The 24,250-nt window shown below is 41.8% G+C and carries 21 protein-coding genes and 1 pseudogene; 17 read left to right on the top strand and 5 right to left on the bottom strand.

The features are described 5' to 3' along the window. Window positions 1-21: 21 nt before the first annotated feature. On the bottom strand, window positions 22-1,512 hold the full coding sequence (locus V7K48_RS11735; protein ID WP_335072547.1) for a hybrid sensor histidine kinase/response regulator: 1,491 nt from the start codon (window positions 1,510-1,512) through the stop codon (window positions 22-24). Between the two features lie 876 nt (window positions 1,513-2,388). Next, window positions 2,389-2,910 carry a phosphoribosyltransferase gene (locus tag V7K48_RS11730; RefSeq protein ID WP_335072545.1) on the bottom strand — a complete coding sequence of 174 codons (522 nt, stop codon included), beginning with the start codon at window positions 2,908-2,910 and terminating at the stop codon, window positions 2,389-2,391. A gap of 100 nt (window positions 2,911-3,010) precedes the next feature. On the opposite strand from V7K48_RS11730, the gene V7K48_RS11725 reads away from it, so the two are divergent. Next, window positions 3,011-4,462: an MFS transporter gene (locus V7K48_RS11725; RefSeq protein ID WP_335072543.1), complete on the top strand. Its 1,452-nt coding sequence runs from the start codon at window positions 3,011-3,013 to the stop codon at window positions 4,460-4,462. 346 nt (window positions 4,463-4,808) lie between these two features. On the opposite strand, the gene V7K48_RS11720 is transcribed toward V7K48_RS11725, so the two are convergent. Further along, window positions 4,809-5,615 (bottom strand): class I SAM-dependent methyltransferase, encoded by an 807-nt coding sequence (locus tag V7K48_RS11720; protein WP_335072541.1) that lies wholly within the window; start codon window positions 5,613-5,615, stop codon window positions 4,809-4,811. Between the two features lie 2 nt (window positions 5,616-5,617). On the opposite strand from V7K48_RS11720, the gene V7K48_RS11715 reads away from it, so the two are divergent. The 3 genes from V7K48_RS11715 (at window position 5,618) to V7K48_RS11705 (ending at window position 8,198) form a co-directional block, all read left to right on the top strand. Continuing rightward, window positions 5,618-5,956 carry a hypothetical protein gene (locus tag V7K48_RS11715; RefSeq protein WP_335072538.1) on the top strand — a complete coding sequence of 113 codons (339 nt, stop codon included), beginning with the start codon at window positions 5,618-5,620 and terminating at the stop codon, window positions 5,954-5,956. An 89-nt stretch (window positions 5,957-6,045) separates the two neighbouring features. Continuing rightward, window positions 6,046-7,404, top strand: coding sequence for an AAA family ATPase (locus V7K48_RS11710; RefSeq protein WP_335072536.1), 1,359 nt, complete (start codon window positions 6,046-6,048; stop codon window positions 7,402-7,404). Beyond that, window positions 7,401-8,198: a Rho termination factor gene (locus V7K48_RS11705; protein ID WP_335072534.1), complete on the top strand. Its 798-nt coding sequence runs from the start codon at window positions 7,401-7,403 to the stop codon at window positions 8,196-8,198. Before V7K48_RS11710 ends, V7K48_RS11705 begins: the two co-directional genes overlap by 4 nt. A 2-nt stretch (window positions 8,199-8,200) precedes the next feature. On the opposite strand, the gene rtcA is transcribed toward V7K48_RS11705, so the two are convergent. Then, window positions 8,201-9,250, bottom strand: a complete 1,050-nt coding sequence (gene rtcA / locus V7K48_RS11700; RefSeq protein ID WP_335072532.1) for an RNA 3'-terminal phosphate cyclase — start codon at window positions 9,248-9,250, stop codon at window positions 8,201-8,203. A gap of 319 nt (window positions 9,251-9,569) precedes the next feature. On the opposite strand from rtcA, the gene V7K48_RS11695 reads away from it, so the two are divergent. The 5 genes from V7K48_RS11695 (at window position 9,570) to V7K48_RS11675 (ending at window position 15,375) form a co-directional block, all read left to right on the top strand. Beyond that, window positions 9,570-10,784: an FAD-dependent oxidoreductase gene (locus V7K48_RS11695; RefSeq protein WP_335072638.1), complete on the top strand. Its 1,215-nt coding sequence runs from the start codon at window positions 9,570-9,572 to the stop codon at window positions 10,782-10,784. A gap of 271 nt (window positions 10,785-11,055) precedes the next feature. Further along, entirely contained in the window at window positions 11,056-11,631 is a 576-nt protein-coding gene (locus V7K48_RS11690) for a single-stranded DNA-binding protein (protein ID WP_335072530.1), read from the top strand. A gap of 753 nt (window positions 11,632-12,384) precedes the next feature. After that, entirely contained in the window at window positions 12,385-12,660 is a 276-nt protein-coding gene (locus tag V7K48_RS11685; protein WP_335072528.1) for a hypothetical protein, read from the top strand. 6 nt (window positions 12,661-12,666) lie between these two features. Further along, window positions 12,667-13,131, top strand: coding sequence for an HNH endonuclease (locus V7K48_RS11680; RefSeq protein ID WP_335072526.1), 465 nt, complete (start codon window positions 12,667-12,669; stop codon window positions 13,129-13,131). Between the two features lie 357 nt (window positions 13,132-13,488). Then, complete coding sequence (locus V7K48_RS11675; protein ID WP_335072524.1) at window positions 13,489-15,375, top strand: ABC transporter ATP-binding protein; 1,887 nt, start codon at window positions 13,489-13,491, stop codon at window positions 15,373-15,375. 280 nt (window positions 15,376-15,655) lie between these two features. Here V7K48_RS11675 and V7K48_RS11670 read toward each other — a convergent pair whose 3' ends face one another. After that, on the bottom strand, window positions 15,656-16,054 hold the full coding sequence (locus V7K48_RS11670; RefSeq protein ID WP_335072636.1) for a DUF6335 family protein: 399 nt from the start codon (window positions 16,052-16,054) through the stop codon (window positions 15,656-15,658). Window positions 16,055-16,678: 624 nt separating this feature from the next. On the opposite strand from V7K48_RS11670, the gene V7K48_RS11665 reads away from it, so the two are divergent. From V7K48_RS11665 to V7K48_RS11630, 8 genes and pseudogenes are all read left to right on the top strand, one after another. Further along, window positions 16,679-17,770, top strand: coding sequence for a DJ-1/PfpI/YhbO family deglycase/protease (locus tag V7K48_RS11665; RefSeq protein WP_335072523.1), 1,092 nt, complete (start codon window positions 16,679-16,681; stop codon window positions 17,768-17,770). 136 nt (window positions 17,771-17,906) lie between these two features. Beyond that, window positions 17,907-18,605: an SRPBCC family protein gene (locus V7K48_RS11660; protein WP_335072521.1), complete on the top strand. Its 699-nt coding sequence runs from the start codon at window positions 17,907-17,909 to the stop codon at window positions 18,603-18,605. Window positions 18,606-18,639: 34 nt separating this feature from the next. After that, window positions 18,640-18,923, top strand: a pseudogene (locus V7K48_RS11655) (glutathione-dependent formaldehyde dehydrogenase); the annotation flags it as partial. Between the two features lie 62 nt (window positions 18,924-18,985). Beyond that, window positions 18,986-19,375, top strand: coding sequence for a hypothetical protein (locus tag V7K48_RS11650; RefSeq protein ID WP_335072519.1), 390 nt, complete (start codon window positions 18,986-18,988; stop codon window positions 19,373-19,375). Window positions 19,376-19,593: 218 nt separating this feature from the next. Further along, entirely contained in the window at window positions 19,594-19,944 is a 351-nt protein-coding gene (locus V7K48_RS11645) for a cupin domain-containing protein (protein WP_335072517.1), read from the top strand. A gap of 305 nt (window positions 19,945-20,249) precedes the next feature. Continuing rightward, window positions 20,250-21,149, top strand: a complete 900-nt coding sequence (locus tag V7K48_RS11640) for an oxidoreductase (RefSeq protein WP_335072515.1) — start codon at window positions 20,250-20,252, stop codon at window positions 21,147-21,149. 719 nt (window positions 21,150-21,868) lie between these two features. Continuing rightward, entirely contained in the window at window positions 21,869-22,993 is a 1,125-nt protein-coding gene (locus V7K48_RS11635) for a TIR domain-containing protein (protein WP_335072513.1), read from the top strand. Between the two features lie 48 nt (window positions 22,994-23,041). Further along, the gene (locus V7K48_RS11630; protein WP_335072511.1) at window positions 23,042-24,208 is read left to right on the top strand and encodes a tetratricopeptide repeat protein; all 1,167 of its coding nucleotides are present in this window, start codon (window positions 23,042-23,044) and stop codon (window positions 24,206-24,208) included. Window positions 24,209-24,250 lie beyond the last annotated feature (42 nt).

The following is a 24,250-nucleotide window of genomic DNA, read 5'->3' as shown; positions in this document are numbered from 1 at the left end:
ACTTCTGAGAATAATTATTTATTATTTAACTAGGCTAGCAATTACCATCGCTAATTTGTCTGGTTCTATTGGCTTTGTTAAATGTTTTTGGAATCCTGCTTGGAGAATTTGTTGCTGGTCAACCTCTCCAGCATAGGCTGTCAGTGCGATCGCTCTTATCTCTCCCCCTTGCTCAGGCGGTAGCGATCGAATTTGCCGAATCAGCATATAGCCATCCATTTCTGGCATCCCAATATCACTTAAGAGAATATCTGGCTTCTCAAGTGCAAAGGCGTCTAGTGCAAGCGATGCTGAGGCGAAGGCACGCACGGCAGCACCATACTGTTGGAGGATGAAAACTATGAGGTCGCGGGTGTCAACTTCATCGTCTACGACCAGCACATTTACCCCCTGAAGATTAGGGGAAGCGTCAGGTAAAGCCTTGTCTTCACTTGTTTGAGGCTCGACACTCTTGATAGGTAACAACACAGTAAAAGTCGCACCTTTCTCGTCTCCCTCACTTTCTGCTTGGACTGTTCCACCGTGCAGTTCAGCGATTTGACGAACGATCGCCAGACCATGCCCCAAGCCGCCAAAGGTTCTTGTTGTGGTATTGTCAGCTTGACGGAAGTAATCAAACACGTGAGGCAGAAATTCTGGGTCAATGCCCTTACCCGTGTCACTCACTTGGATTTGTGCTTGTGTACCCACGCGCTCAAGTCGTATTTCCACTTGGCCCTCGGACGGTGTGAACTTAACGGCGTTAGACAGCAAATTCCAGACGACTTGCTGTAAGCGACTGGGATCGCCCAAAACTTGCCCTATATTCGGTTCAAATTTCGTCTTGAGTTGAACTGACTTGGCTTGAGCCGCTAGACGCACAGTATCAAGGGCTACTTCAATAACGGCGGATAGCTTAACAGAGGAGATTTTTAAGCTGAGTTTGCTTTGAAGAATCCGGGAAACATCTAGTAAATCTTCCATTAGCTGAGACTGCAACTTGGCATTGCGCTCAATAGTTGCTAGGGCATAAGCCGTCTTTTCTTCATCAAATTTGCGGGTTTGCAGGAGTTTTGCCCAGCCCAAAATCGGGTTGAGGGGGGAACGCAGTTCGTGAGATAGAACAGCCAGGAACTCATCTTTGAGACGATTAGCTTGTTCGGCTGCATTTTGTGCCGCTTCGCTAACGGCCCGAGCAGCTTGCTCACGCCGTGCAGATTCTTCCGCTGCTTGACGAGCGTTGCTACTGTAAAGAGCGGCGGCGGTAAAATTTGCGAGGCTTTTCATCAACCGCAAGTCTTCTCCATCAAACTGCCGATGCTGATCGTGGGATACAATCCAAATCGTGCCCAGTGGTTGATTAGCAATCAATAAAGGAACCACCAAGCACTCGACAATTGTTGGCTTAAACTTTTGCAAGTAGGTGAAATACCGTTCTGGATAGGAATAAAGCAGGGGGGTTTGACGTTCTAGGCAGATGCCGCAGTAACTACAGGTGTAAAGAGTGGCGGTTTCTTCATACGCTTCTAACATCCCGGCTAGTGCGAACCAAGGGTTTCTACCCTCCTTTAATAATGCGGTATACAATCAGGCGGTGATATAAACCCAGATTTATCACTCCTATTCCCAAAGCCTTATAAAATCTAGATTCAGGCGTTTCACAGTGCATGAAAAATTTACCCGTAAAAAAGGGCTGAAACATGGTCTGGGTAAGACTTATGAGCAAGGCGTAAGCGTAGCCCGTCGTTTGCGTAGTGTCTCGCAGAAAAGAAATCGCAGTACTTGTGATCTATCGGGGATAAAACCCTTTTATTAATTTTCACCCCTGGATTCTCACTCTTTATTACCATATAAAAGAGATTAGGACAAATGATCTGCCCCTGCTACTTCCTGAGGGAAGAGTTTGGAAGTTCTTCATAATACCAGCACGGATTTTTCATTTTAAAACCAATCTTGATGTTGATAGTGCTAAGGGAAGCGATGTCTACGACGGGCTACGCCGACGCTATAATCTAAATTGCTACCAATGTGCTGGTACAGTACGACGTAAATCCAGCCACCATCTTAAGACAAGGGGATTTTGCCCCTTGTTAAAAGTAGGTAAACTTCTCCTCCAGTGTGCTAGTTAGATTCACCGTGCTATTTGAGGAAAATTGGACGTTACAGCTATTTTCAGGTAAATAGACCACGCAGTAGGGGTGCAAGGCCTTGCACTCCTGCGACAGATGTGGTTCAAATACATGAAAACTGCTGTCAGGAATGTGAGTGTGAGATTAATTTTGTGTAGGTATTAATCAACACAGTTGATTGAAAAAGACTCATGATACAAGCCCCTAAATTTATTTATGGGGATTATTAATTTTGACTTTTGACTTTTGACTTTTGACTTCCCCGTTCGCGTAGCGTCTCCTAGAATTGGAGCTGACTTATCTTAGCCGCAAGTTCTGCGGGGTGTATCTGTTCGTAGTGTTCAAAAGGTTGATGAATCCAGGGGTTGTCAGCCAGATAATCAACATAATAATCAGGTGCTATAACTGAACAGGCTTTATACCAAAGAACAGCGGTACGAATTTCCTCAATCGGGAAATCAGTATTTTGCTTCAGCCAAGGTATAGTCTGTTGAAGTGTGATGCCAGAATCTACCAAATCATCTACTAGGAGAATGCGCGAACCTAACTTTTCGGCAGTCATCGTTAAGTGGCGGGAGAAAATTAAATTACTTCTTTCTTGCTTACCAGAGCCACAGTAAGATGAGGTTGCTAAAATTGCCAGTGGTTGCTGGTATATACGGGAGAGAATATCTCCAACTCGTAGTCCTCCTCTGGCAAGACAGATAATCTGGTTGAATTCCCAACTGGATTGATAAATCTGAATAGCCAGTTGTTCAATTTTTTGGTGATAATCTGACCAAGAAACATAAAGGTCTGGCATAAGTCTAACGGGAGTGGTAGATAGCTAGTATTGAAGGCGATGTCTACGATGGGCTATTCGGCGTCGCAAACTTTTTATTTTAGTATGAGTGCAAGTTATTATGAACGATTCTGCTGCTGATAGCGATGCCCAACGAGATATTCTCAGTGAAAAACTCGACTTTAAAACAAAACTGGCTTACGGTGCAGGGGATTTAGGCCCAGCAATTACAGCAAATATTTCCGTCTTTTATCTGCTGTTTTTCTTTACCAATGTCGCTGGTATCCCTGCGGGTTTAGCTGGCAGTATTTTGATGATTGGCAAAATTTGGGATGGGGTAAATGATCCGGTTATCGGGTTCCTGAGTGATAAAACAAAATCTCGTCGTTGGGGTCGTCGTCTTCCTTGGATGTTTTATGGAGCAATTCCCTTTGGAATTTTCTTTTTCTTGCAGTGGATTGTACCGCGATTTAGTGCAAATCAGAGTGATAATATTTGGCCGATGTTCTGGTATTACGTAGTGATTGGGGTGCTATCTCAGTCCTTTTACACAATTGTGAATTTGCCTTATACGGCGATGACTCCAGAACTAACTCAAGATTACGATGAACGCACCAGCCTTAACAGCTATCGATTTACATTTTCCATTGGTGGTAGCATTCTGTCATTGATTTTAGCGCAAATTGTTTTTTCTCAAATTGCCGATCGCCAACAACGATATCTCGTTTTAGCAGCAGTTTGTACTGTAATTGCGATTTTAGGATTATATTGGTGCGTTTTTGGAGTTCGCGATCGCATCCTGGCTTTTGAGGCCAAACGCATCCAAGCCGAAGAACCTGCATCTCTCTCCTTCTTGGAACAGCTAAAAATTGTCTTTAGCAATCGACCTTTTTTATTTGTTATTGGTATATATCTTTTTTCTTGGCTAGGTGTGCAGATTACAGCCAGCATTATTCCCTATTTTGTAGTCAATTGTATGGGTCTCAAAGAATCAGATGTGCCTACACTACTGATTGCAGTCCAAGGAACTGCCCTACTGATGCTATTTGTCTGGGGAGCGCTGAGTAAAAAAATCGGCAAAAAACTTGTTTATTTTATGGGAATGAGTTTATGGATCATAGCAGCCGCCGGACTATTTTTCTTACAGCCCGGTCAAATAGCTTTGATGTATTTGATGGCTGTGATGGCGGGTGTTGGTGTATCCACAGCTTATCTAATTCCCTGGTCGATGATTCCAGATGTGATTGAATTAGATGAACTCCAAACCGGACAACGCAGAGAAGGCATTTTTTATGGCTTCATGGTTTTGCTACAAAAATTTGGTTTAGCTTTCGGGCTGTTTTTGGTGGGAAATGCTTTGCAAGTAGCCGGTTTTAAAGAATCTGTAGCCGGAAGTCCACCACCCATCCAACCAGAATCGGCACTGTTTGCTATTCGCATTGCCGTTGGGCCCATACCTACAGTTTGTTTGATTTGTGGCTTAGTTCTAACGTATTTTTACCCGATTACCCGCGAAATGCACGCAGAAATTATGTTGAAACTCAAAGAACGGCAAGAGAAGAGGGAGAGTTAAGGGAGTGGGGAGTAGGGGAAGCAGGAGAGGCAGAGGAAAGATTTTTTGTGTTATGGCAACCGCCGAGGCGGTTAGGACGCAAGTTGAATGCGACCACCTTTGTGTAATGTGACAACATTATCACTTACCACAACCTGGACGGGTTCGAGTCTTGGAAGCAAACAAGTTTCTCTTCCTTGTGTCAAATACTGTTTGATTACACCCCCCTGAACACAGCTAGAAAAATTTCACGTCTAATTGATAGCTTTTCTACAAATCGTAGTCATTAAAAAAATCCTGGTAGCTACGCACTGTCGTCGCTATTTGGGCTTTGCTAACTTCTGTTGTAATTGTTTTGTAATGACGTTTATAGCTTCCGGCCAACCATATACCACAAACCCACAGCATAGGGAATGTAATTGAGTTCTGTAAAACCTGCTTTCGCAAACTCGTACTCGAAGTTGAAATGGATAAAGTCATCCAACCACGGTTCTTGAAAAGAAGCGTTCAGGGCATATTCACCACGATAGGTGTCAGCGTATAGTAACCAACCTCCGGGTTTGGTGATCCGGTACATCTCCTTAAGAATCTTAGGCGTCCACTCTTTAGGCGTCTCGTGCAAGAGTAGTGATGACGTGACAAGATCAAAGGAGTTGTCAGGGTAGCCAGTGTGACGAGCGTCCACCTGCTCGAACGAAGCCCGCTCACTAAATCCAACCTTGTTAAACTTGTGCTGACTGATCACCAGCATGTAAGGCGAAACATCAGTAACACGAAAATTCGCCTGTGGAAACCGCCGTGCCAGGGCCAGCGCTCCACCAGCCGTACCTGCACCAAGCTCTAGCACTGTCTCAATTTGAGTGTCTTCAGGAATTAGCTCGGCCATTTTATCGCGCAACTGCTGGCAACTTACATTGTGGCTGAGGGGAATAATGGCATCCATAGCAGCATCCCAGGCTAAACACGACTGAGGGTTGGTGTAGGCATCGGTTGCTCCATGAATGGGAGCGTGGATGTAGTCGGGGTAATATTCATGGTCAGTATGGTAGCCTTTGAGTTCTTCTGCCCAATTAATTGAGGCATATTCTTGCATTACTAAGGGCATCGCTGCGGTAATGCGTTGAATTACCTCGGTTCGATACGCTTGTTTGTCCTGTGCAGTCCATCTCAGCATAAATGAACATCTCCTACTTACACTTGTTGCTAGCGTTCCTCGACTCCAACCTGGGAACGAGAAATAAACTGCAAATACAATATAGTTTAATCTCTTTTTTGGATGAGATGCTCCCGGATGCTTGGCAGACTGTTAGTCGTGAAGATGATGCCATGTATAAGTTGCTTGTTGTTTTGTTCAGCTTGGAAGTGTCAAAATTTCAAGTTGCTCTGCGATCGCTTTCATCTGAAGTAGGAATAAAAAGCGGGTATTTGAGTGAGTGCTCCGCACCATCGCCTGAAAACTTTAGTTTAGATATAGTTGCAGAAAATTTGAATGGGTGCGATCGTCTGTTCAATTAGTCAAAAATACTGAGGTCAATTAAGTAACAAATTTGATTCAATTAATAAAACAAACGGTTTTGTCATTGTTCACGTTTGCTTATTAAGTAATGCTACTTACAGACTGGCACGAGATTTTAGACAACATTTTGCCTGATGAAAGTAATGAGGCATACATTAGTGATATCTTTGTAAGACCTTTAATAAATGCACTTGGATTTAATCAGAAAGAGCATTTGTCAGAATTTAAGACAGGGAATGGGATAGTAGATTTTGCTGCGCGTAAGAATATTGATAGTGATATTTTTGCATTGTCTAGAATCTATCCCTATTTACTGATTGAAGTCAAAGCACCAGCAACAGGAGCAGGAGCTAAATTTAATTTATCAGAAGGCACTCCTCAATACATAAATACCAGAGAGCAAATAAAAAGATATCTACTTGCTTCTAAGTGCAACACATCTCAATGGGGCATTATTAGTAATTCAGTTCATATTCAATTATTCCGGCGACATGGACAAGTTGTATTTCCTGCCACTCCAAGCATTTTAATTAAAAAAGATAATATTAATGCTATTATTTCCCATGTCAAACATTTAATTGACAATCCACCTAAAGCCTTAACTGTTTGTATTTATAACAATAAAGGAGGTGTGGGCAAAACTACAACAACTGCTAATTTAGCAGCCACTCTTGCACAACAAGGTAAGCAAGTTTTAGTAATTGACTTTGATCCACAACAAGGAGATTTAACTAAATCTCTTGGTTTACAGGTAGGAAAAATCAGCTTATATGATTGTCTATCCGATAGAGATTTAAACATTCACGATACAATTCAACCATTTACAGTCAAATTTAAATCTGGTAAATCATTACAATTTGACGTTATTCCCGCAGATCCCAAACTGGGAAATTTTACAGAGCAAGACTTAGCTACAAGAATTGAAAAGGGGTCTGCTAGGTTAAAAGATTCTCTGAAAGTTTTTATGTATGAATATGATTATATATTCATTGATTGTCCCACAAGCTGGATGTTTTTTAGTCAAAGTAGTCTCTACGCCTGTGATGTCGTTTTGATACCTACCAAGCACAATAATTTAGCATCCTTAGATAATGCAGCTAAAGTAATTAAAGAGTTAGTACCAAAAGTTAAGGTAGCTAGACAAGATGGTGGGCCAATCGCCTTACCTATATTTTTTAATGGTGAAAATATCACTCCTCCTCAGCTTAAAATAGCAAATCAGGAAATTGTATCTATTATTACTAGAGAGAGCAAAGCATCGAAGTTTAATTTACTTCCTTATTTTTATCCTAAGTATATAAAAGCTGACAGCAATACAACAATATTCAGTCTGCCAAGTTATGCAATTGTAGCAGGCGCAGCCTTCGCTCGAATTCCAGCAGCTTTTAAGGATTCTACAGCTGCAAAATATTATCTCGAACTAGCTAAGGAGTACTTTATTTTATGAGTGATTTTGATAATGTTGGCAAACTAATGCATCTAATGTTAAGTAAGATTGAACCTGGAGAGAAGTTTTCCGAATCGGAATTTATCATCAAAGCAGCAGCAGAAACCATTTTACATGCTGATGGGCGGAATTGGATTCCTGTTATTGTTAAAGAAATTGGTGACTATCAATATAAAGTTGTTAGTAATCATTTTGTATATGCAGTTGCTCAACAAGCTAAGTTAGAGCGAGTCTGGTGCATAGTCATCTCACCAGAATCTCAAAGTATTGAGCAGGCAAAAATTTTAGCTAGAGAAGTTTTACCTAAAGTAAATTTGAATACAGCATCACAAGATACTATTCTAGCTGCACTCAAATACTTAATATCAGAACCAAGTAGTGCCTTAAGAGGTGTAGATCCTATTGTTGCCACAAAACGAATTGCAGAGTCTAATCGCAAAACTTGGTCTAATTTTGACCCAATTGTTACTTTGAAATGTGGAATTACTAAAGGCAAAAAGTTGAATGCTCTTGTAAAAGTATTCTTTCTCTCACCATTAGAAGATTTCCCGCAGTTACCACTACCAGAAATTGTGAGTATTAAATCTGCCTCAAGAGATGAAGTATTTACTCGTTTGAGTTATTTATCAAAATCCCAAATAGATGGCTTTGAAGCTATTGATATAGAAAACTCATCTGATGTTATATTCAGTGCTAGTAAAGGCAAGTGGAAAAGTTTAAATCCTATCTTGAAACTTGAATGTGGCATTGATACTATAAAAATCAAGGCTCTTAAGAAAGTATTTAGTCTTTAATCTCATCCACCAATAACAGGAATTACCGACACTATTTTCTCAACTTCATCTACTGTGATCTGCGCCAGCCCAAACTGTTCAATTACCGCTGCATTTGTCGTTAAATGCCTACTCACCTCAGCCACTCGATACTGACTTTCCTGTGAAGCTAAAGCAGCTGGCAATAATAACTGATCTGCTAAATGTTCATCTACTGCTGCACCGGTGTGATGAAACTCAAGTAGTTGCTGACAAGCTATCTCTGCAACTGTCTCCGCCGACATCCGTAATCGCCCAAACCCACCAAAGCCAGTCAAGCTGTTCTGATACTCAGCAGTTAAAAAAATTCCCGCCCCCGGTGCCACACCTCTTTCTCGCAAAGCGTGTATAGCAACTTTCAAACGGGCTTCGCGTAACAAATTTTCGGCACGATTCGCCATCCGTTGCGGAATATGCGAAGGTAATTCCGTTACTACTGCTATTCCCCGCACCTGTTGTAACTCTCCCCGTTCTAGCAAATTGATCCCGCCTAGTTTACCTCCGCCATCCACCTGCAACTGTACCTCTCCCCCACCTTGGGGAAACCACCCCCAAGCGTCTAACTTGACTTTCGCCTCTACACCCATGCGTTGTAATATCGGCAAATAAACTTGCTCAATATACGTCACTGTCGGGCTAAAGTTTACATGAGTTCCACCCTTTAGTGTTACCTGGGAATTGCCGGATGCTAGTGTCAAAGGTAAGAGAATTGTCTGTAAAACTAGAGCGATCGCACCCGCAGAACCACCTTGTTGTGCTTTACTAACATCAAAGGTATAAATTCCGGCTTGCACAGCACTACCTGGAATGAATTCCAACAGCATTGAACCCAAAGCATCACCCCGTAGTTGGGCATTACAAATTCTCGCCGCAGCCCGAACTGCTGTTAAGTGTTGTGCTGCTAATCCTGGCTTGTTGCGTCCGGCACGAATGCCTGCAATTCGTATGGGTTCGCCAGTGATGGCCGCTAGACTTAAGGAAGTGCGAAGAACTTGTCCGCCTCCCTCTCCGTAGGAACCGTCAATTTCAATCATGGGTGATTTTGGGATGTTGGATTTTGGGTTATCCCCACGGCTCTTAAAATCAAACCACAAATTATAAACGCTCAACAGCTAGCTTTTTGAAGGGAGGTTACACAAATATACAGAGAAAGTTCTGATATGTGTTTCTGTAGTTTGCTAATTTTTAATTTGGAATTGAAGAACCTTGCTTTATGCCTCTTGACCCGTCCACCGCAGTGCCTGATGAAAGCTACCAGGGGAATAAATTCCCCGCTTGATTTAGTGCTATAATATAAAACCTGAGAATATCAAGACTACCGATTTAGCTAAAAATCTTTTTCAATACCCAAGTATTAATCCTGTGCATGACATTGTAGACGTACAAACCACAGATTGTTGCATTGTGGGTGGGGGGCCGGCAGGAGCGGTCTTGGCGCTGTTGTTAGCGCGTCAAGGCATTTCTGTGATGCTGCTGGAAGCACATAAAGACTTTGATCGCGACTTTCGCGGTGATACGATTCATCCATCAGTAATGGAAATTATGGAGGAATTGGGACTAAGTGCAGCTTTGTTAGAACTCCCTCATGCCAAGATGCGTCAAATTAGGATTCAAACTCCTCAAGATACTGTTACATTCGCAGATTTTAGTCATCTGAAAACTCGCTACCCCTACATTACTATGCTTCCCCAGGTGAAATTCCTGGAGTTCATTACCCAAGAAGCACAAAAATATCCTAGTTTCCATCTGGTGATGGGTATTAATGTACAGGAATTAATTACCGAAAATGGGGTGATTCAAGGTGTGCGTTATCGGGGAGGCGGTGGCTGGCATGAAATCCGGGCACTACTCACAGTTGGGGCAGACGGTCGCCACTCACGTTTGCGTCACCTGGGCGAGTTTGAATCAATCGAAACCTCGCCGCCAATGGATATCCTCTGGTTTCGCCTACCGCATCAGCCACAAGACCCTGAAGGGGGAATGGGGCGCTTTGGTCAAGGTAAGCTAGTCGCCATGCTTGACCGTGGTGATGAGTGGCAACTTGCCTATATTATTCCTAAAGGAGGCTATCAACAACTACGGGCTGCGGGTTTGGAGGAATTAAAAAAATCTGTTGCTGAAGTAGTGCCAGAATTCCAGCAACGCCTGCAAAATTTAGATGATTGGTCAAAAATAGCCTTTCTCTCAGTCGAGTCCAGCCGCGTCAAACGCTGGTATCGTCCGGGACTGTTACTCATTGGTGATGCAGCTCATATAATGTCGCCCGTTGGTGGAGTTGGGATTAATTACGCGATTCAAGATGCTGTAGTCGCGGCAAATGTACTCAGCAAACCGCTCAAGAACCGACAAGTACAATTTAGCGACCTAGCAAAAGTCCAGCGTCAACGCGAGTTGCCCACACGCATCATTCAGGCGTTTCAAACTTTTATCCAAAAGCGAATATTGGCCCCGGTTATCACCTCAAATCGCACCTTTGTACCACCTGCATTTTTACACTTACCTATCTTGCGCGACCTTCCAGCAAGGTTGATCGCCTTGGGTGTTATTCCAGTTCACGTCAAGACTTAATTTTTGCCAAGAATTTTTTCTATTTGATGAATCAATGGTACAATTATACTACTCCATACAGAATTAAATGCTCATTTAGTCAAGCGAGGGTGGCGAGCGGCATACTCAATGCTGTTCAAAGCGATCGCTTGGCTTTTATGCTAGAAATGACTAAAAACTCAGGCATTATTAAAAAATGCAAACAATTAAACATATTTAGATATTAATTGGCAGTACATAGAAAAACCCCCTCTTTTTCAATCAGCACTTTTTGCAGTCAGGAGTAATTTTAATGAACAGCTGCGTTTTGATGGCGGAAATTGTTAACGAGCCGCAACTCCGCTATACAGCCGATAATCTAGGTGTCACGGAAATGCTGGTGCAGTTTCCCAATTCCCAAAAACCAGAAGATCCGCCAGCCACCCTGAAAGTCGTTGGCTGGGGGAATTTAGCAACAGAAATTCAGCAAAACTACCACCAAGGCGATCGCGTCATCCTGGTAGGGCGTTTAAGTATGAATACTGTTGATCGTCAAGAAGGTTTTAAAGAAAAACGCGCTGAATTGACGGTGCAACAAATTCAATCTGTTGGAGGTAGTTTTAATACTGATCCATTGCCCTCAGCAACCATAACTCCATCATTCACTGAAACTGCTCCACGACAACCATCATCAGCATCTCGTCCTCCACAGAAAGAGGTTCCTAGTTACGAGTCAGCACGTCCAACACCTACCCCAGCGACAAATCCTGTTGGCGTTACTCCTCAAGCGACAAATTACGAACCCGTACCCCAACCCACAAATTATGAGCGAACCACTTATCCAGCAGTGAAAGAGGAAGAACCAGATCCAGATGATATTCCCTTCTAAAGTTGTTTAGCGTGTATTTAATTTGCTTGCATACTTAGCAAAAAGTATTACGATTAGACAATTTCTACAAATAGCCATCCTTTAGGATGTGCTATTTTTTTGTCTGTGTTGATGCTTTACATCTTGTTGTGAAACATCGTTTACCTACTCTTATTTTAGTAATTCTTCTAATACCAATTTGAAAAAATAGTTTGATGCATGGATTGATATAACTGAGACACAGAAGGCGATTTCCAATCTAAAATCTAAATTTTCTCAAAGAAGCTTCACTATATTTTAACTGTAAGTTGAGTAGAAATAGGGATGATCCTCGCGTAAAAAGGAGTGAAATTGTATAAACGCTTCGGTATTTTTATGTTGAAAAGAATTGCTGCTGTTGTAAGTGCAGTCGCTTTAGTAGTTTGACTAGCTTGGACTAACTTTTTATGTTTGGCTTCTGGATACCATTCGTTAAATATTTAAAAACTCGATTTAATCTTAACTTTATTGTTAGATTATTCAAGCTTCTCTTCTTCTATTACTCTTTCTAACCAACCACTATGTTTATCAATATTATTATTGGCTAACGCTTCTTTTAATACTTCTATAGCATCTAAAAAGATGTTTTTGAAAAAGCTTTAATTGTTGCTAATATATAGTTCATACAGTATCGGTAAAAGAATACAAAATTAATTGAGTTAATATTTGGTTTATCAAATTAGTAACTATAAGTTACAATCAAAATTACTCATTGATTAATTTCCTGGCACTGCCATGACCATTTCTCTACCACCGAAACTTAATAGTCTTCCAACAACACTACCCATTGAGGGCGCGGTTCGGATTGATTTGGAGGAAGGTATTCCAGTTTTTCGAGCATCCAGCACTGTTCAAAGTCGCATTGAAGAATTATTGGCGAAACAGCAAAACATTCCACTTAGTGCAGAAGAAGAAAAAGAACTTGATTGCTACGAAGAAATTGATGACTACCTAAGCTTTGTAAATCGTACAATTCGTAATTTGTCTGTTGCTCCAACTCAGCAAGCATAATAAATTGTGTCTTCTCGTAGCAAGATTTCTGAATCTATACAAAAGCAGGTACGTCAACGCGCCAACTATCAGTGTGAATACTGTCATGCATCTGAACAATGGCAATATGTGCAGTTCACGGTAGATCATATTATGCCGTTGTCATTGGGTGGAACAGATAATTTGGAAAATCTGGCTTTGGCTTGCTTTCACTGCAATCGCAGGAAGACAAATCGGCTTACAGCAACTGACCCCCAATCTGGAGAAGAAGTTTTACTGTTTAATCCACGACAGCACATTTGGAGCGAGCATTTTGTCTGGTCTACGGATGGACTGTTAATTGTTGGTTTGACACCTATTGGACGAGCAACCTTCACTGTATTAACCTTAAATCGGGAACGGGTTATCAATATTCGTGCAGCTGATAAAGAAATTGGTCGCCATCCACCAATCGATGATCCGATTCAAAGAAAAATTGATCCAAACCAGTAGGGGATAGTGCGATGTCTATAACAGTCACTGACTTGTACTGAGTGCAGCAATGTACTAAGCTTGTTGAAGTATCGAAGTAGCCTTGTCGTCCTCCTACGGAGAAGCAAGCTACGCGCAGTGTTTCGTAGAGAAGTGCGGGCTATTTCGGCGTCGCAACATTTTTGCGTGGATACTATGAGCCGATCGCAATTTGCAGAGATCACAGGCAGTTATACATCGCAATTGCGTGTATATTGTGGAAGTATGCGATGTCATAAAAACTGCCAAGGAGTCTAAAAACCAAATTTACCCACACATACATCAAAACTATTGTTAAAATCCAAATAATTTTAAGTTAGAATTCCTACCCATACTTTTATGAGAGAAACTATCCTAGAGGTTCGCAATCTCCAAGTTGAATTTCCCAGTGATGGCAACATCGGCAGAGCTTTGGATGGTATTTCCTTTGGGTTGCATCGAGGTGAGACTCTAGGAATAGTAGGAGAATCGGGGAGTGGTAAATCAGTAACAGCCCTAGCTGTAATGGGTTTGTTGCAAACTCCCGGTATAGTTACTGGCGGTGAAATCTGGTTTCGTCCTCAGGAAAATGCCAACCCCATCGATTTGGTAACATTGCCTCCTGAGCAAATGCAGTTACACCGGGGTGGCGACATCGCCATGATTTTTCAAGAACCGATGAGTTCGCTCAATCCAGTTTATAACATTGGGTTTCAGCTAACAGAAGCGATTAGGCGGCATCAGAATGTGTCAGCAGCCCAAGCAAGACAAATTGCGATCGCAGGTCTGCAAGAGGTAAAACTTCTACCTAGCGATGAAGAGATCCAGCAACAGTATATCGAAACTTGGCCTCAAACCAATAGCAATTCCTCGAAACCAGAACCATCAAAGTTGACACAGTTGGTTAGGGAACACAAAGAAGCCATGCTAGAACGCTATCCCCATGAACTTTCTGGGGGTCAGTTGCAACGGGTGATGATTGCAATGGCAATTTCTTGCAACCCATTAATCTTAATTGCCGATGAACCAACCACAGCCTTGGATGTGACGGTGCAAGCGACAATTTTGGAGTTAATCCGAGAATTGCAACAAAGCCGTGACATGGCAATGATTTTCATCACCCACGACTTGGGGCTAATTTCGGAAATTGCTAACGAAGTAGCGGTGATGTATAAAGGTAAAATTGTCGAATCCGGTGCTTCTGAGCAAATTTTCAGCAGTCCCCAGCATCCATATACTAAAGGTTTGATAGCCTGCCGCCCCACACTTGACCACCGTCCCCAAAAATTACTCACTGTTTCTGACTACATGAGTGCAGAAGAGACACCAACGGGACAAGTAGTAATTCAGCCAAAAGAACCCGCACAACCCATAGAAGTCACTACCGAAGAGATTGCTGCAAGATTGGCAAACTTCAATGAGAAGGAACCCCTGCTGCAAATCCTCAACCTGAAAGTTGGTTTTCCAGTGCGCGGGGTGTTTGGTGGTACAAAACGCTACAACATGGCGGTTAATGGCGTTTCTTTTGATGTTAAACCAGGGGAAACACTAGGTTTGGTGGGAGAATCTGGTTGTGGTAAAACCACCCTTGGCAGAACCTTGCTACGATTAATTGAACCGATGAGTGGTCAGATTATCTTTGAAAAACAAGATATTACTAGCCTTAAAGGAGAACCGTTACAAAAACTGCGGCGGGAAATGCAAATAGTCTTCCAAAATCCTTTCAGTTCCCTTGACCCACGGATGAAGGTTGGGGATGCGGTGATGGAACCATTGTTAATTCACTCTGTTGGTAAGACCAAGCAACAACGACGCCAACGGGTAGCCGAACTCTTAGAACGGGTGGGTTTGAGTGCAGATGCGATTAACCGCTATCCCCATCAGTTTTCTGGGGGTCAACGCCAGCGGATTTGCATAGCGCGTTCTTTGGCATTAAATCCTAAGTTTATCATCTGCGATGAATCAGTTTCAGCGCTGGATGTTTCAGTACAGGCGCAGGTATTAAATCTCCTTAAAGAGTTACAGTCAGACTTTCAGCTTACCTATATTTTTATTTCTCACGATTTAAGTGTAGTGAAATTTATGAGCGATCGCATTTTGGTCATGAATCGTGGTCAAATTGTTGAAGAAGGGACAGCCGAAAGCATTTACCTAGAACCCAAACAGGAATACACGCAAAAATTAATTGCTGCGATTCCTACTGGTAGTGCCGAACGCGTGCGAAGTCGTCATTTGAAAGCTTTATAAAAAGTCCACTTCAGCAGTGTTTCTTGGACATAATATCACCCGTTCCTCGCGCCTCTGGATCAGGAGCAATACGCTTGGTGTTAATGATTTTTGCCCATACCAGTTGCTTATGGGGAGCTAGTCCATTGCAGAGGTTCCCGACGCTTTGCGAACGCTATCCGTTGTCAGAATCAGTGTGGAAACCTCCTGTCTGCGGAGATGCTCCTTCAAGTTGGCAGAAAACGTGCTGGCTTCCCTTTGTGAATATACAATAGGAATACAGCTTCTGCTTTTATCGAGCTTATTCTCGCCTGTCTTGATAATCTTCAGAAGACTTTGGATCTAACTCCCAGCGATCGCCGTCACGGTCTTCTAAAATATCATTGGTATGCAGAAACTCAGAGTCATCCATTTCTAGCCCCACTGCTGCTTCTAACTCCTCAGTTACATTTTGATCAGGAGTGGAAGTACTACCACCAACAGCTTCATCCCCAACTGCATCTGCATCTTGCCAATAAGCATCAACATCGCCACCAGTGAGTTCAGGACTAGTTTCTGTGTACTCCTGTCTTTCTGTTTGGATTGAGTGCCCGCCAATATTGTATCCTGGCAAGTCTTTCACGCCAGTGCCGTAGGATTCGGTAATTTCCTGTGGCAAATCATTGGTTTTAATTTCGTCATTATGATTTTTTTCTGCCATGATGCTAGCCATTTTCTGTATTCTCACAATAACCTTTTCCTGCCCCCAAGTTGTCTAACTAGAGATGTATCTCACCATTGACCTCATCAAACTCAGAAAGAATTACTTCTCAAATAATGCATGAAAGTATTGCTATATCTAGCTTTGGTGTTTTTAATTAAAATATAAAGCTTGCACTTACCCGATTTTCACAAAAAATATCAGTAGGAATCTGCATGTGCTGCGTGCGTTAGCGAAGCTGACTGTAAGTATCGCACTGCGGACTGTGCAAGCATCCATTGGCTATATGAATAAAGGTTTGATGCGTTTAATCCCTTTGCTGTAAGCCTTTGAACCATTTTGATTAATTATTTATTTCCCGAATCGATTACGCGAACTATGACGTGAACAATGAGATGTATAGCTTTAGAAATAAAATAATCTATCCCCTTGGAACGAAGCTAAACTTGCGATCGCACCATAACATTGTAAATATGAATTCATGGTAAAGCAACTTGTAGTTGAAGTTTTTAGTTATGAGTTAGAAGTTATCAAACCGAAATTATTCAGTAGCCTAACTTCTCACTCATAACTAATTTTTATTAGTTGGCAAAAATAAAAATTTAAGTTTAGGTAATACCATCTATGACTGACCATAACAATTATTCCAGTAATAAAAAAGTTGCCATTCTAATTGAACAGGCAGTAGAGGATGCAGAATTTACAGTTCCTTATAATGGACTAAAACAAGCAGGAATGGAGGTAGTAGTCCTCGGTTCCCGCATGAATGAAAAATATAAGGGTAAACAGGGCAAACTTAGCATCCAAGCTGATGGTACTACGACAGAAGCGATCGCAGCCCAATTCGATGCAGTGGTAATTCCTGGTGGTATGGCTCCTGATAAAATGCGGCGGAACCCTAACACAGTAAAGTTTGTACAAGAGGCTATACAACAAGGAAAATTGGTAGCTGCGGTTTGCCACGGGCCACAAGTTTTGATTGAAGGCGACTTGCTCAAAGGTAAACAAGTTACTGGCTTTAAAGCTATTGCCAAGGACATAATTAACGCTGGCGCAAATTATTTGGATGAGTCGGTGGTAGTTGACGGTAATTTGATTACATCTCGTGAACCCGGAGACTTACCAATTTTCACCACAGCTATTTTAAGCCGTTTGGGTTATGGTGGCAAAGATGCTGCATTACCAAATGAGAAAGACACAAGTGCTGAATGGTGGAAACTGGCTGATGCTTGGGGTGGCTCAACTAAAGGTGATATTGCCACAGGTTTAAATACTGCCCTTACTGGTGAACGTTATTCGCTAGAAGCATTTCAGAAGTACTTGGAAAAGGAATCAGATAGCGAAGTAAAATCAGTATTTCAAGAAATCATTGCTAATAAACAGCACCACAGTGAAAAACTGGAAACCTATCTTCAGCGATTGGGCGAAAAACCCTCTTTAGGGGCAAATATTGCCAATCAATATGCCAAGGTGAAAACTGCCTTGACAGGAAGTGATGACATATATCAGTTACGTTCTGCTTTGGGGGATGTGCAAACTGGTATTGGCGATATTGGCAATTTGTGTGCAATGTACACTGACCCAGTAGCAACTGCTATTTTCAAAGAAATTTACCAGGATTTATCGAAATACGAACAGAGATTGGTAGAACTATATCGGGCGCGGGTAGGCACTCAAATCCAGCCTCCTAAGCCGACCACAGGGGCTGCTGTGTAAATAACAAACCGCAGAGGCGCATACCCCTATGGGGAAGCAAGCTACGCGTAGCGTCTCCTAGAGAAGAGGGCAAAAAGAGAAGCAAGAAAGTATTTGTGTCTCTGTGGTAATTGTACTGTAATGGAGAGGTAAAAAAGTGACTTCAACATCAGGTGATAAACTGACTACCAGTCAGAGTGAAGCTAATGAAGTAGAACGTTGGGCATCTCTGATTGGTGGCGGTGCTATGGTGCTGATGGGCTTAAAACAAGGTTCATTGCGGGGAGTGCTGACAGCTTTAGCTGGTGGCGGTTTGATCTATCAAGGTGCAACTAAACAAAGCACAATCCAGCAAGCACAGGAAGCAATAGGTATAAACCAATCCATCAAAGTTGAAAAGACGATAACGATCAATAAACCAGCAGATGAAGTGTATCGCTATTGGCACAACCTTGAGAATCTGCCCACATTTATGAAGCATCTCAAATCTGTAAAGGTGCATAACGAAAAACGTTCTCATTGGATTGCGAATGCACCTTTGGGTATCAGCGTAGAATGGGATGCAGATATTCTCGAAGACCGAGAAAATGAATTTATTTCTTGGGCTTCTGTAGAAGGTGCAGACGTTGATAATTCTGGTTTTGTTCGCTTCCAAAAAGCACCAGGCGATCGCGGTACGGAAGTTAAAGTTGTTTTGGAGTATAACCCACCAGGTGGAGCATTGGGAGCTACTGTGGCTAAACTTTTTGGTGAAGAACCAGAACAGCAAATTGGTGATGAATTGGGCCGCTTCAAGATGCTAATGGAAGCAGGCGAAATTGCCACCACCGAAGGTCAACCAAGTGGACGCAAGTAGTTATTTGCCCAATGATTAATAACGCCAAAAAAGCGATCGCTTTCCCGAACGCCTGGAAATGGCGAAAAAGTTTGCCAAAGCAGAAGTGATTAACTATGAAGAAGTTAATGCTGGCAAAGCGTTGAAACAGATGACTGGTGGCCGTGGGGCCAATGCTTGCATTGATGCCGTTGGTTTATTATACAGATGATTTGGGATGAAAAACTTGATCCATCCTTTGTTGTAACCCATCAATTGCCTTTAGAGGAAGCACCCCACAGCCATCAGATTTTTCAACAAAAAAGGGACAACTACATCAAAGTTGTTCTTAAACCCTGAATGGTGAATAGTCATTCAGTGTTTTGAATTGTATACCCAACATAATGCAATTGAGGTTATTTATGAATCGAGTAATTTCATGGCTACGAAATGTTCGCATTTCCCAAATCCTTGTAGTTTCTCTAGTAGGATTTATGTTTTTATTAGGTCAGGCTTTTAGCGACATTAATGTTGCCCTAGCTGATGTTACAACTCCAGAGGGTACTTATTATAAAGTAATCCCAAATGAGCAAGGTGAAATTAGAAACGATACCCAAGTAAAAGATACCCAAAATTCCATAAAAGGCGCTGTTGATAATATCCGCGAAAAGCTAAACTTGGATGAAAAAACTCCTAGAGCTACAAAAGAGTTTCTTAAGTCTACAGAAAATAAAGTCGAAAAAACAGTTGAGCCATTGACTGGAGAAAAAGAAGGTTATTACCAAAGTCCTTCTAGCAAAAAACTGAGATAGAGAAGCTAGACTTGTAGCAAATTTTGAGTCTAAACTTTTGACTCGTAAATTGTTGAATCAAATTTGAGTAGTTACTGAGACGCGATAATTATCGCGTCTCAGTATTAGGATAAATCGAGTATTTATCTTGATATTAACCAGCCAAAAATCATAATTAAGGACTAAATAATTATGGAAACTTTGCTGGTACGGATTTAAAACTAAAAGAGGCAAAAAATATGTCTGATACATCTGATACAAGTGTTATCAAAGTAGACTCTACCCATTCCCCTAAAGGTCAACTTGGTCAGAAATATCTTGCATCTGGCAAAAGTATTTCTATGCGCCTGTGGGAGAATGAGCAACCAAATGAACCTAAAGAGCCAACAGCACGAGAATATGAAACTGTTGGTTATGTAATCACTGGTCGTGCAGAATTGCACATTGAAGGACAAACTATTTTACTAGAGCCTGGGAGTTCTTGGGTAGTACCAAAAGGAGCCAGCCACACCTATAAAATTCTAGAACCATTCACTGCTGTTGAGGCAACCAGTCCACCCGCTCAAGTTCACGGGCGAGACGAAAACTAATTTGTTTGCAGTTATCTGAAATTTTGCGATCGCTAAAAATTTCTAACCGCTATCAATTGCATGAAATATAGAACCTTCATCGGGGAACAACATTTTTGTTCCCCTTTTTACTGTGCTTTGCGGCTGAGAAACAATTGTACAAAATGTCAGGCGATCGCCAGGCTTACTTTGACTTGCTATCTAGTTTAGTAAAGTACAAACTCGTAATAAAATACCCATAGTCGAATGGCACTAAGAAAAGATGAGACTGATAGAGCTAATTATCAATGTATGCCACATTCAAAAACACTGAAGGAAAGACATAAATGACTAATCAAACGAACCTCGGCGGCAGTTTTACACTTTCAGGCACTTCAATGTCTCTCAAGCGTATGGGTTATGGCGCTATGCAACTTGCGGGGCCTGGTGTTTGGGGACCCCCACGCGATGTTGATGCCGCCATTGCTGTTCTGCGCGAAGCTGTTGCCCTCGGAATCAATCACATAGACACCAGCGATTTCTACGGTCCGCATGTTACCAATCAGATTATTCGGCGGGCATTGCACCCCTACCCAGAGGGATTAGTGATCGTCACTAAAGTAGGAGCTCGCCGGGGCGAGGATAAATCGTGGCAAGTAGCCCTTTCGTCCAAGGAACTCGTCGATGCCGTTCACGATAATCTTCAAAATCTTGGTCTGGAAGCGCTCGATGTCGTGAATCTCCGCCTCCCAGACCAACAGGAATCGGCTGAAGTTTTCATCGAAAAACCGTTGACGGTACTTGCTGACCTTAAGCGTCAGGGTCTTATCCGCCATATTGGTCTGAGCAACATCACACCCCAGCAATTTGCAGAGGCTCAGTCGATCACTGAGATTGTTTGCATCCAGAATCAATACAACTTAGCGCACCGCGACGATGATCCGCTGATCGACGAACTTGCACGGCTCAATATTGCGTTCACGCCATTCTTTCCACTTGGCGGGTTCACGCCGCTGCAATCCTCAGCACTTGAAGCAGCCGCAGCCTCGTTGAAAGCTACACCCATGCAAGTTGCGCTTGCATGGCTGCTTCAGCGCTCCCCTAATATCTTGCTCATCCCAGGCACATCGTCAGTGGAGCATCTGCGCGAAAATCTTAAAGCCGCGACTTTACAGCTGACTCCAGAAACGATCGCCGATCTGAACTCGATCGCTGCAAACGCTGGGGTGACAGCAGAAATGCACTGAGATCGAGTCCTGAAATCACGCCAGGCTGCTGGGGCAGGTGCGTCCATCGTCAGCCGAAGGGCTGACTATAAACGGCAAAGTAGCGTACAAAAGTACTAGCTTGGAGTCTCAAACTCTTTATACTACAGGTAATACGCTAAAAAAACCTTGCGGGAAACCTTGAAGGAATTTTTAGGATTTATTGTTTTTGCCAAGCTTTGGAGAAAAAAGAGTTAATACACCAATTCAGCCTTGTAAATTGGTGTTCGTGTAGCGTGTCCTTTAGGACAAGGTATTGTTAATAATACTTGATTCCCTCAATTCTCCTTGTAAAGGAGGGTTGGGGGGATTTTATGCCAGATGAACATGTATCAGCTAGCTAGCGGTTATTTGGTAGTTTGATAGATTAAGAACGTTGAAGTAGTGAGAGCGAAGCTAGAAACGAAATCCTTATCTATTGACTTCTTCAAAGAAAAGGAAAATGGGTATAAGCGAATTTTTTCATAAGCGCACTTACACGATAGGGTGAATAAGCTTGCGATCGCTTCATGATTTCTTTATCAACTGTAAATTTTATCTGAAGTGCGTTTCGTTTCTACGGAACGCATTTACTTATATGTAATTATTAAATACAGTATTTCTCCTGTTGAGTGGATCTAGGCGGCAAAGTATCTACCAAGCCAGCACAAAACTTAACTAAACTTTATCTTGCCAAATGCTATCTACATCAAAATCATCAAATGAACAGTGAAACCCCAGTAAACAAAATCCTGATTTTGGCAGCGAACCCGCAAGGCGTAAGTAAACTGCGTCTAGACGAGGAGTTGTGTGACATTGAGGAAGGTTTACAAAGGGCAAAAAAACGAGAGCAATTTTTAATCAAGTCAGCATTGGCAGTACGTCATAGAGATATTCACCGCCAAATTATGGACTTCGAGCCGCAGATTGTCCATTTTTCGGGACATGGATCTGGAGAGGATGGCTTGGTATTTGAGGATTTAACAGGAGGGGTGAAGCTAGTAGATGGAGAAGCACTTGCAGGACTGTTTGAGTTGTTCGCAGATCATGTAAAGTATGTATTACTCAACGCTTGTTATTCGGAGATTCAAGCTAAGGCGATCGCGCAACATATAGATTATGTCATTGGCATGAGTCAGGTAATCGGAGATAAAGCAGCAATTGAATTTGCTGTTGCTTTTTACGATGCTCTGGGTGCGGGTAAATCTGTTGAATTTGCCTACAAACTTGGCTGTAGAGTTATACGTACAGCAGGTATTCCAGAGTCTCTGACTCCTAAACTGCTGATAAAAAAACAGTTAGGAACAGAAGAAAATACAACTACAACTGCTCCATTGTCTGCTGTTAGCGTTGAACTTCCAACACGAGAGTCTAAAGTATTTTTATCTTACTCTCCCAAAGATGAAAAACTGCGAGTAGAACTAGAAAACTCTCTCAGTATTTTGGAAATACAAGGTGTTATTAGTATTTGGCGTAAGAAGGAAATAAGACTTGGCAACAATATAAATCTTGAAATTAATAAAAATCTAAACTCAGCCCGTATAATTTTACTACTTATTAGTCGGCATTTTCTTAACTCTAAGTACCACCTTAACTCTGAGGTTAAGCAAGCAATGGAAAGACAAAAAGCTGGGCAAGCTTACGTTATTCCTATACTTATCAGTCCAGTTGCTGGTTGGCAGAGTATAACGGTTGGTGATTTTCAGCTTGGTGATCTCCAGTATTTACCTAGAAATGGCAAATTTATAACTGACAGTAGGTTTTGGAAAAATCAAAATGAAGCATTCGTTCAGATTGCTGAAGAATTTGCAGAAGCAATGCAGCAAATAGCTGCCGAATTAGATTAAATGCGGGACTTGAAATTTTTCTAAGAAAAGCTGCGTTAATTGTAATTTATGTCTTTATTGCTGACATCTACCAGAACTATCAAACTTTTTTTTGCCCACTCAAACTCCCCTTATGATGAAAGACTACGGAAAAACTTAGAGTCGCACCTTAGTAGTTTGCAACCACTAAAAGTAAGTATAAACTGGCAGAAAAATCAAAAGTTGGCCAGAAGAGACTGGAAGCAGGAAAGTTACCAACATCTAAATACACCTCAAATGATTATACTGTTGGTTAGTCCAGACTTTTTGGCAGCAGATGATTGTAGGAACATTACGAGGCGAGCGATGGAACAGCACAACGCTGGAAAAGCCACTGTAATTCCTGTTAAACTCCGCCCAATTGATAACTGGCAAGCTACACCATTCGGGCATCTACAGTGTTTACCTTACAATGGTGAACCTATAACTAGTAGGTTTTGGCCAAGGCAGGATGATGCATTTGTAGACATTGTTGGAAATATTAGGGAAGAAGTCGAGAAAATACAAGAAGATCAGCGACAACTACAACTGATTCAAGATCAACAAAAAGCTGAAATTTTTGCATCTATCAAGCGTTTTATTTCCAAGTACTCTTTAAACAGAATTATTCGAGGTAGAAATGTACCGATTTTTTTAGTTGGTATCGCTGCTAGTGTTATTGGAATTGCAGTGTTATTGGGATTTTGTAATTCCTCACCAGAGATGCAGGTCAATAACTTATTAAGTCAGGGACAAGATAAACTTGATAGACGAGATTACCAAGGAGCATCTGAAGACTACACCCAAGCTATTCAAATTGATCCTAAAAATATTAACGCTTACATAAAACGTGGTCATGCCCGCCATTTTCTCAAAGATTATCAGGCAGCAATTAAAGACTATACACAAGCTATTAAAATTGTACCTACAAATGTTACTGCATACATAAAACGTGGTGATGCTCAATATTCTCTAAAAAAATACCAGGCTGCAATCGACGACTATACCGAAGCTATTCGCCTCTCTCCTGACTCAGTTGATGCCTACAAAAATCGTGGTTTTGTTTATGAGAAGAACTTACAAAATAAACAAGAAGCAATTAAAGATTATAAAAAGTTGGCGACTATATACAAAAAACAAGGAGCAACAGATAAGTACAAAAAAACTATTTACAAAATCCAGAAGCTTCAGCAGAGAAAGCCCCAATCTTCCAATTAAATTTATCCTAACCCCTACCAGATCGGATAATGACGAGAAATA

The sequence above is a fragment of the Nostoc sp. genome, assembly GCF_036919615.1.
Lineage (GTDB): Bacteria > Cyanobacteriota > Cyanobacteriia > Cyanobacteriales > Nostocaceae > Nostoc.
Note: the sequence above shows the minus strand (reverse complement) of the source record. Positions and strands in the feature narration are given on the sequence as shown.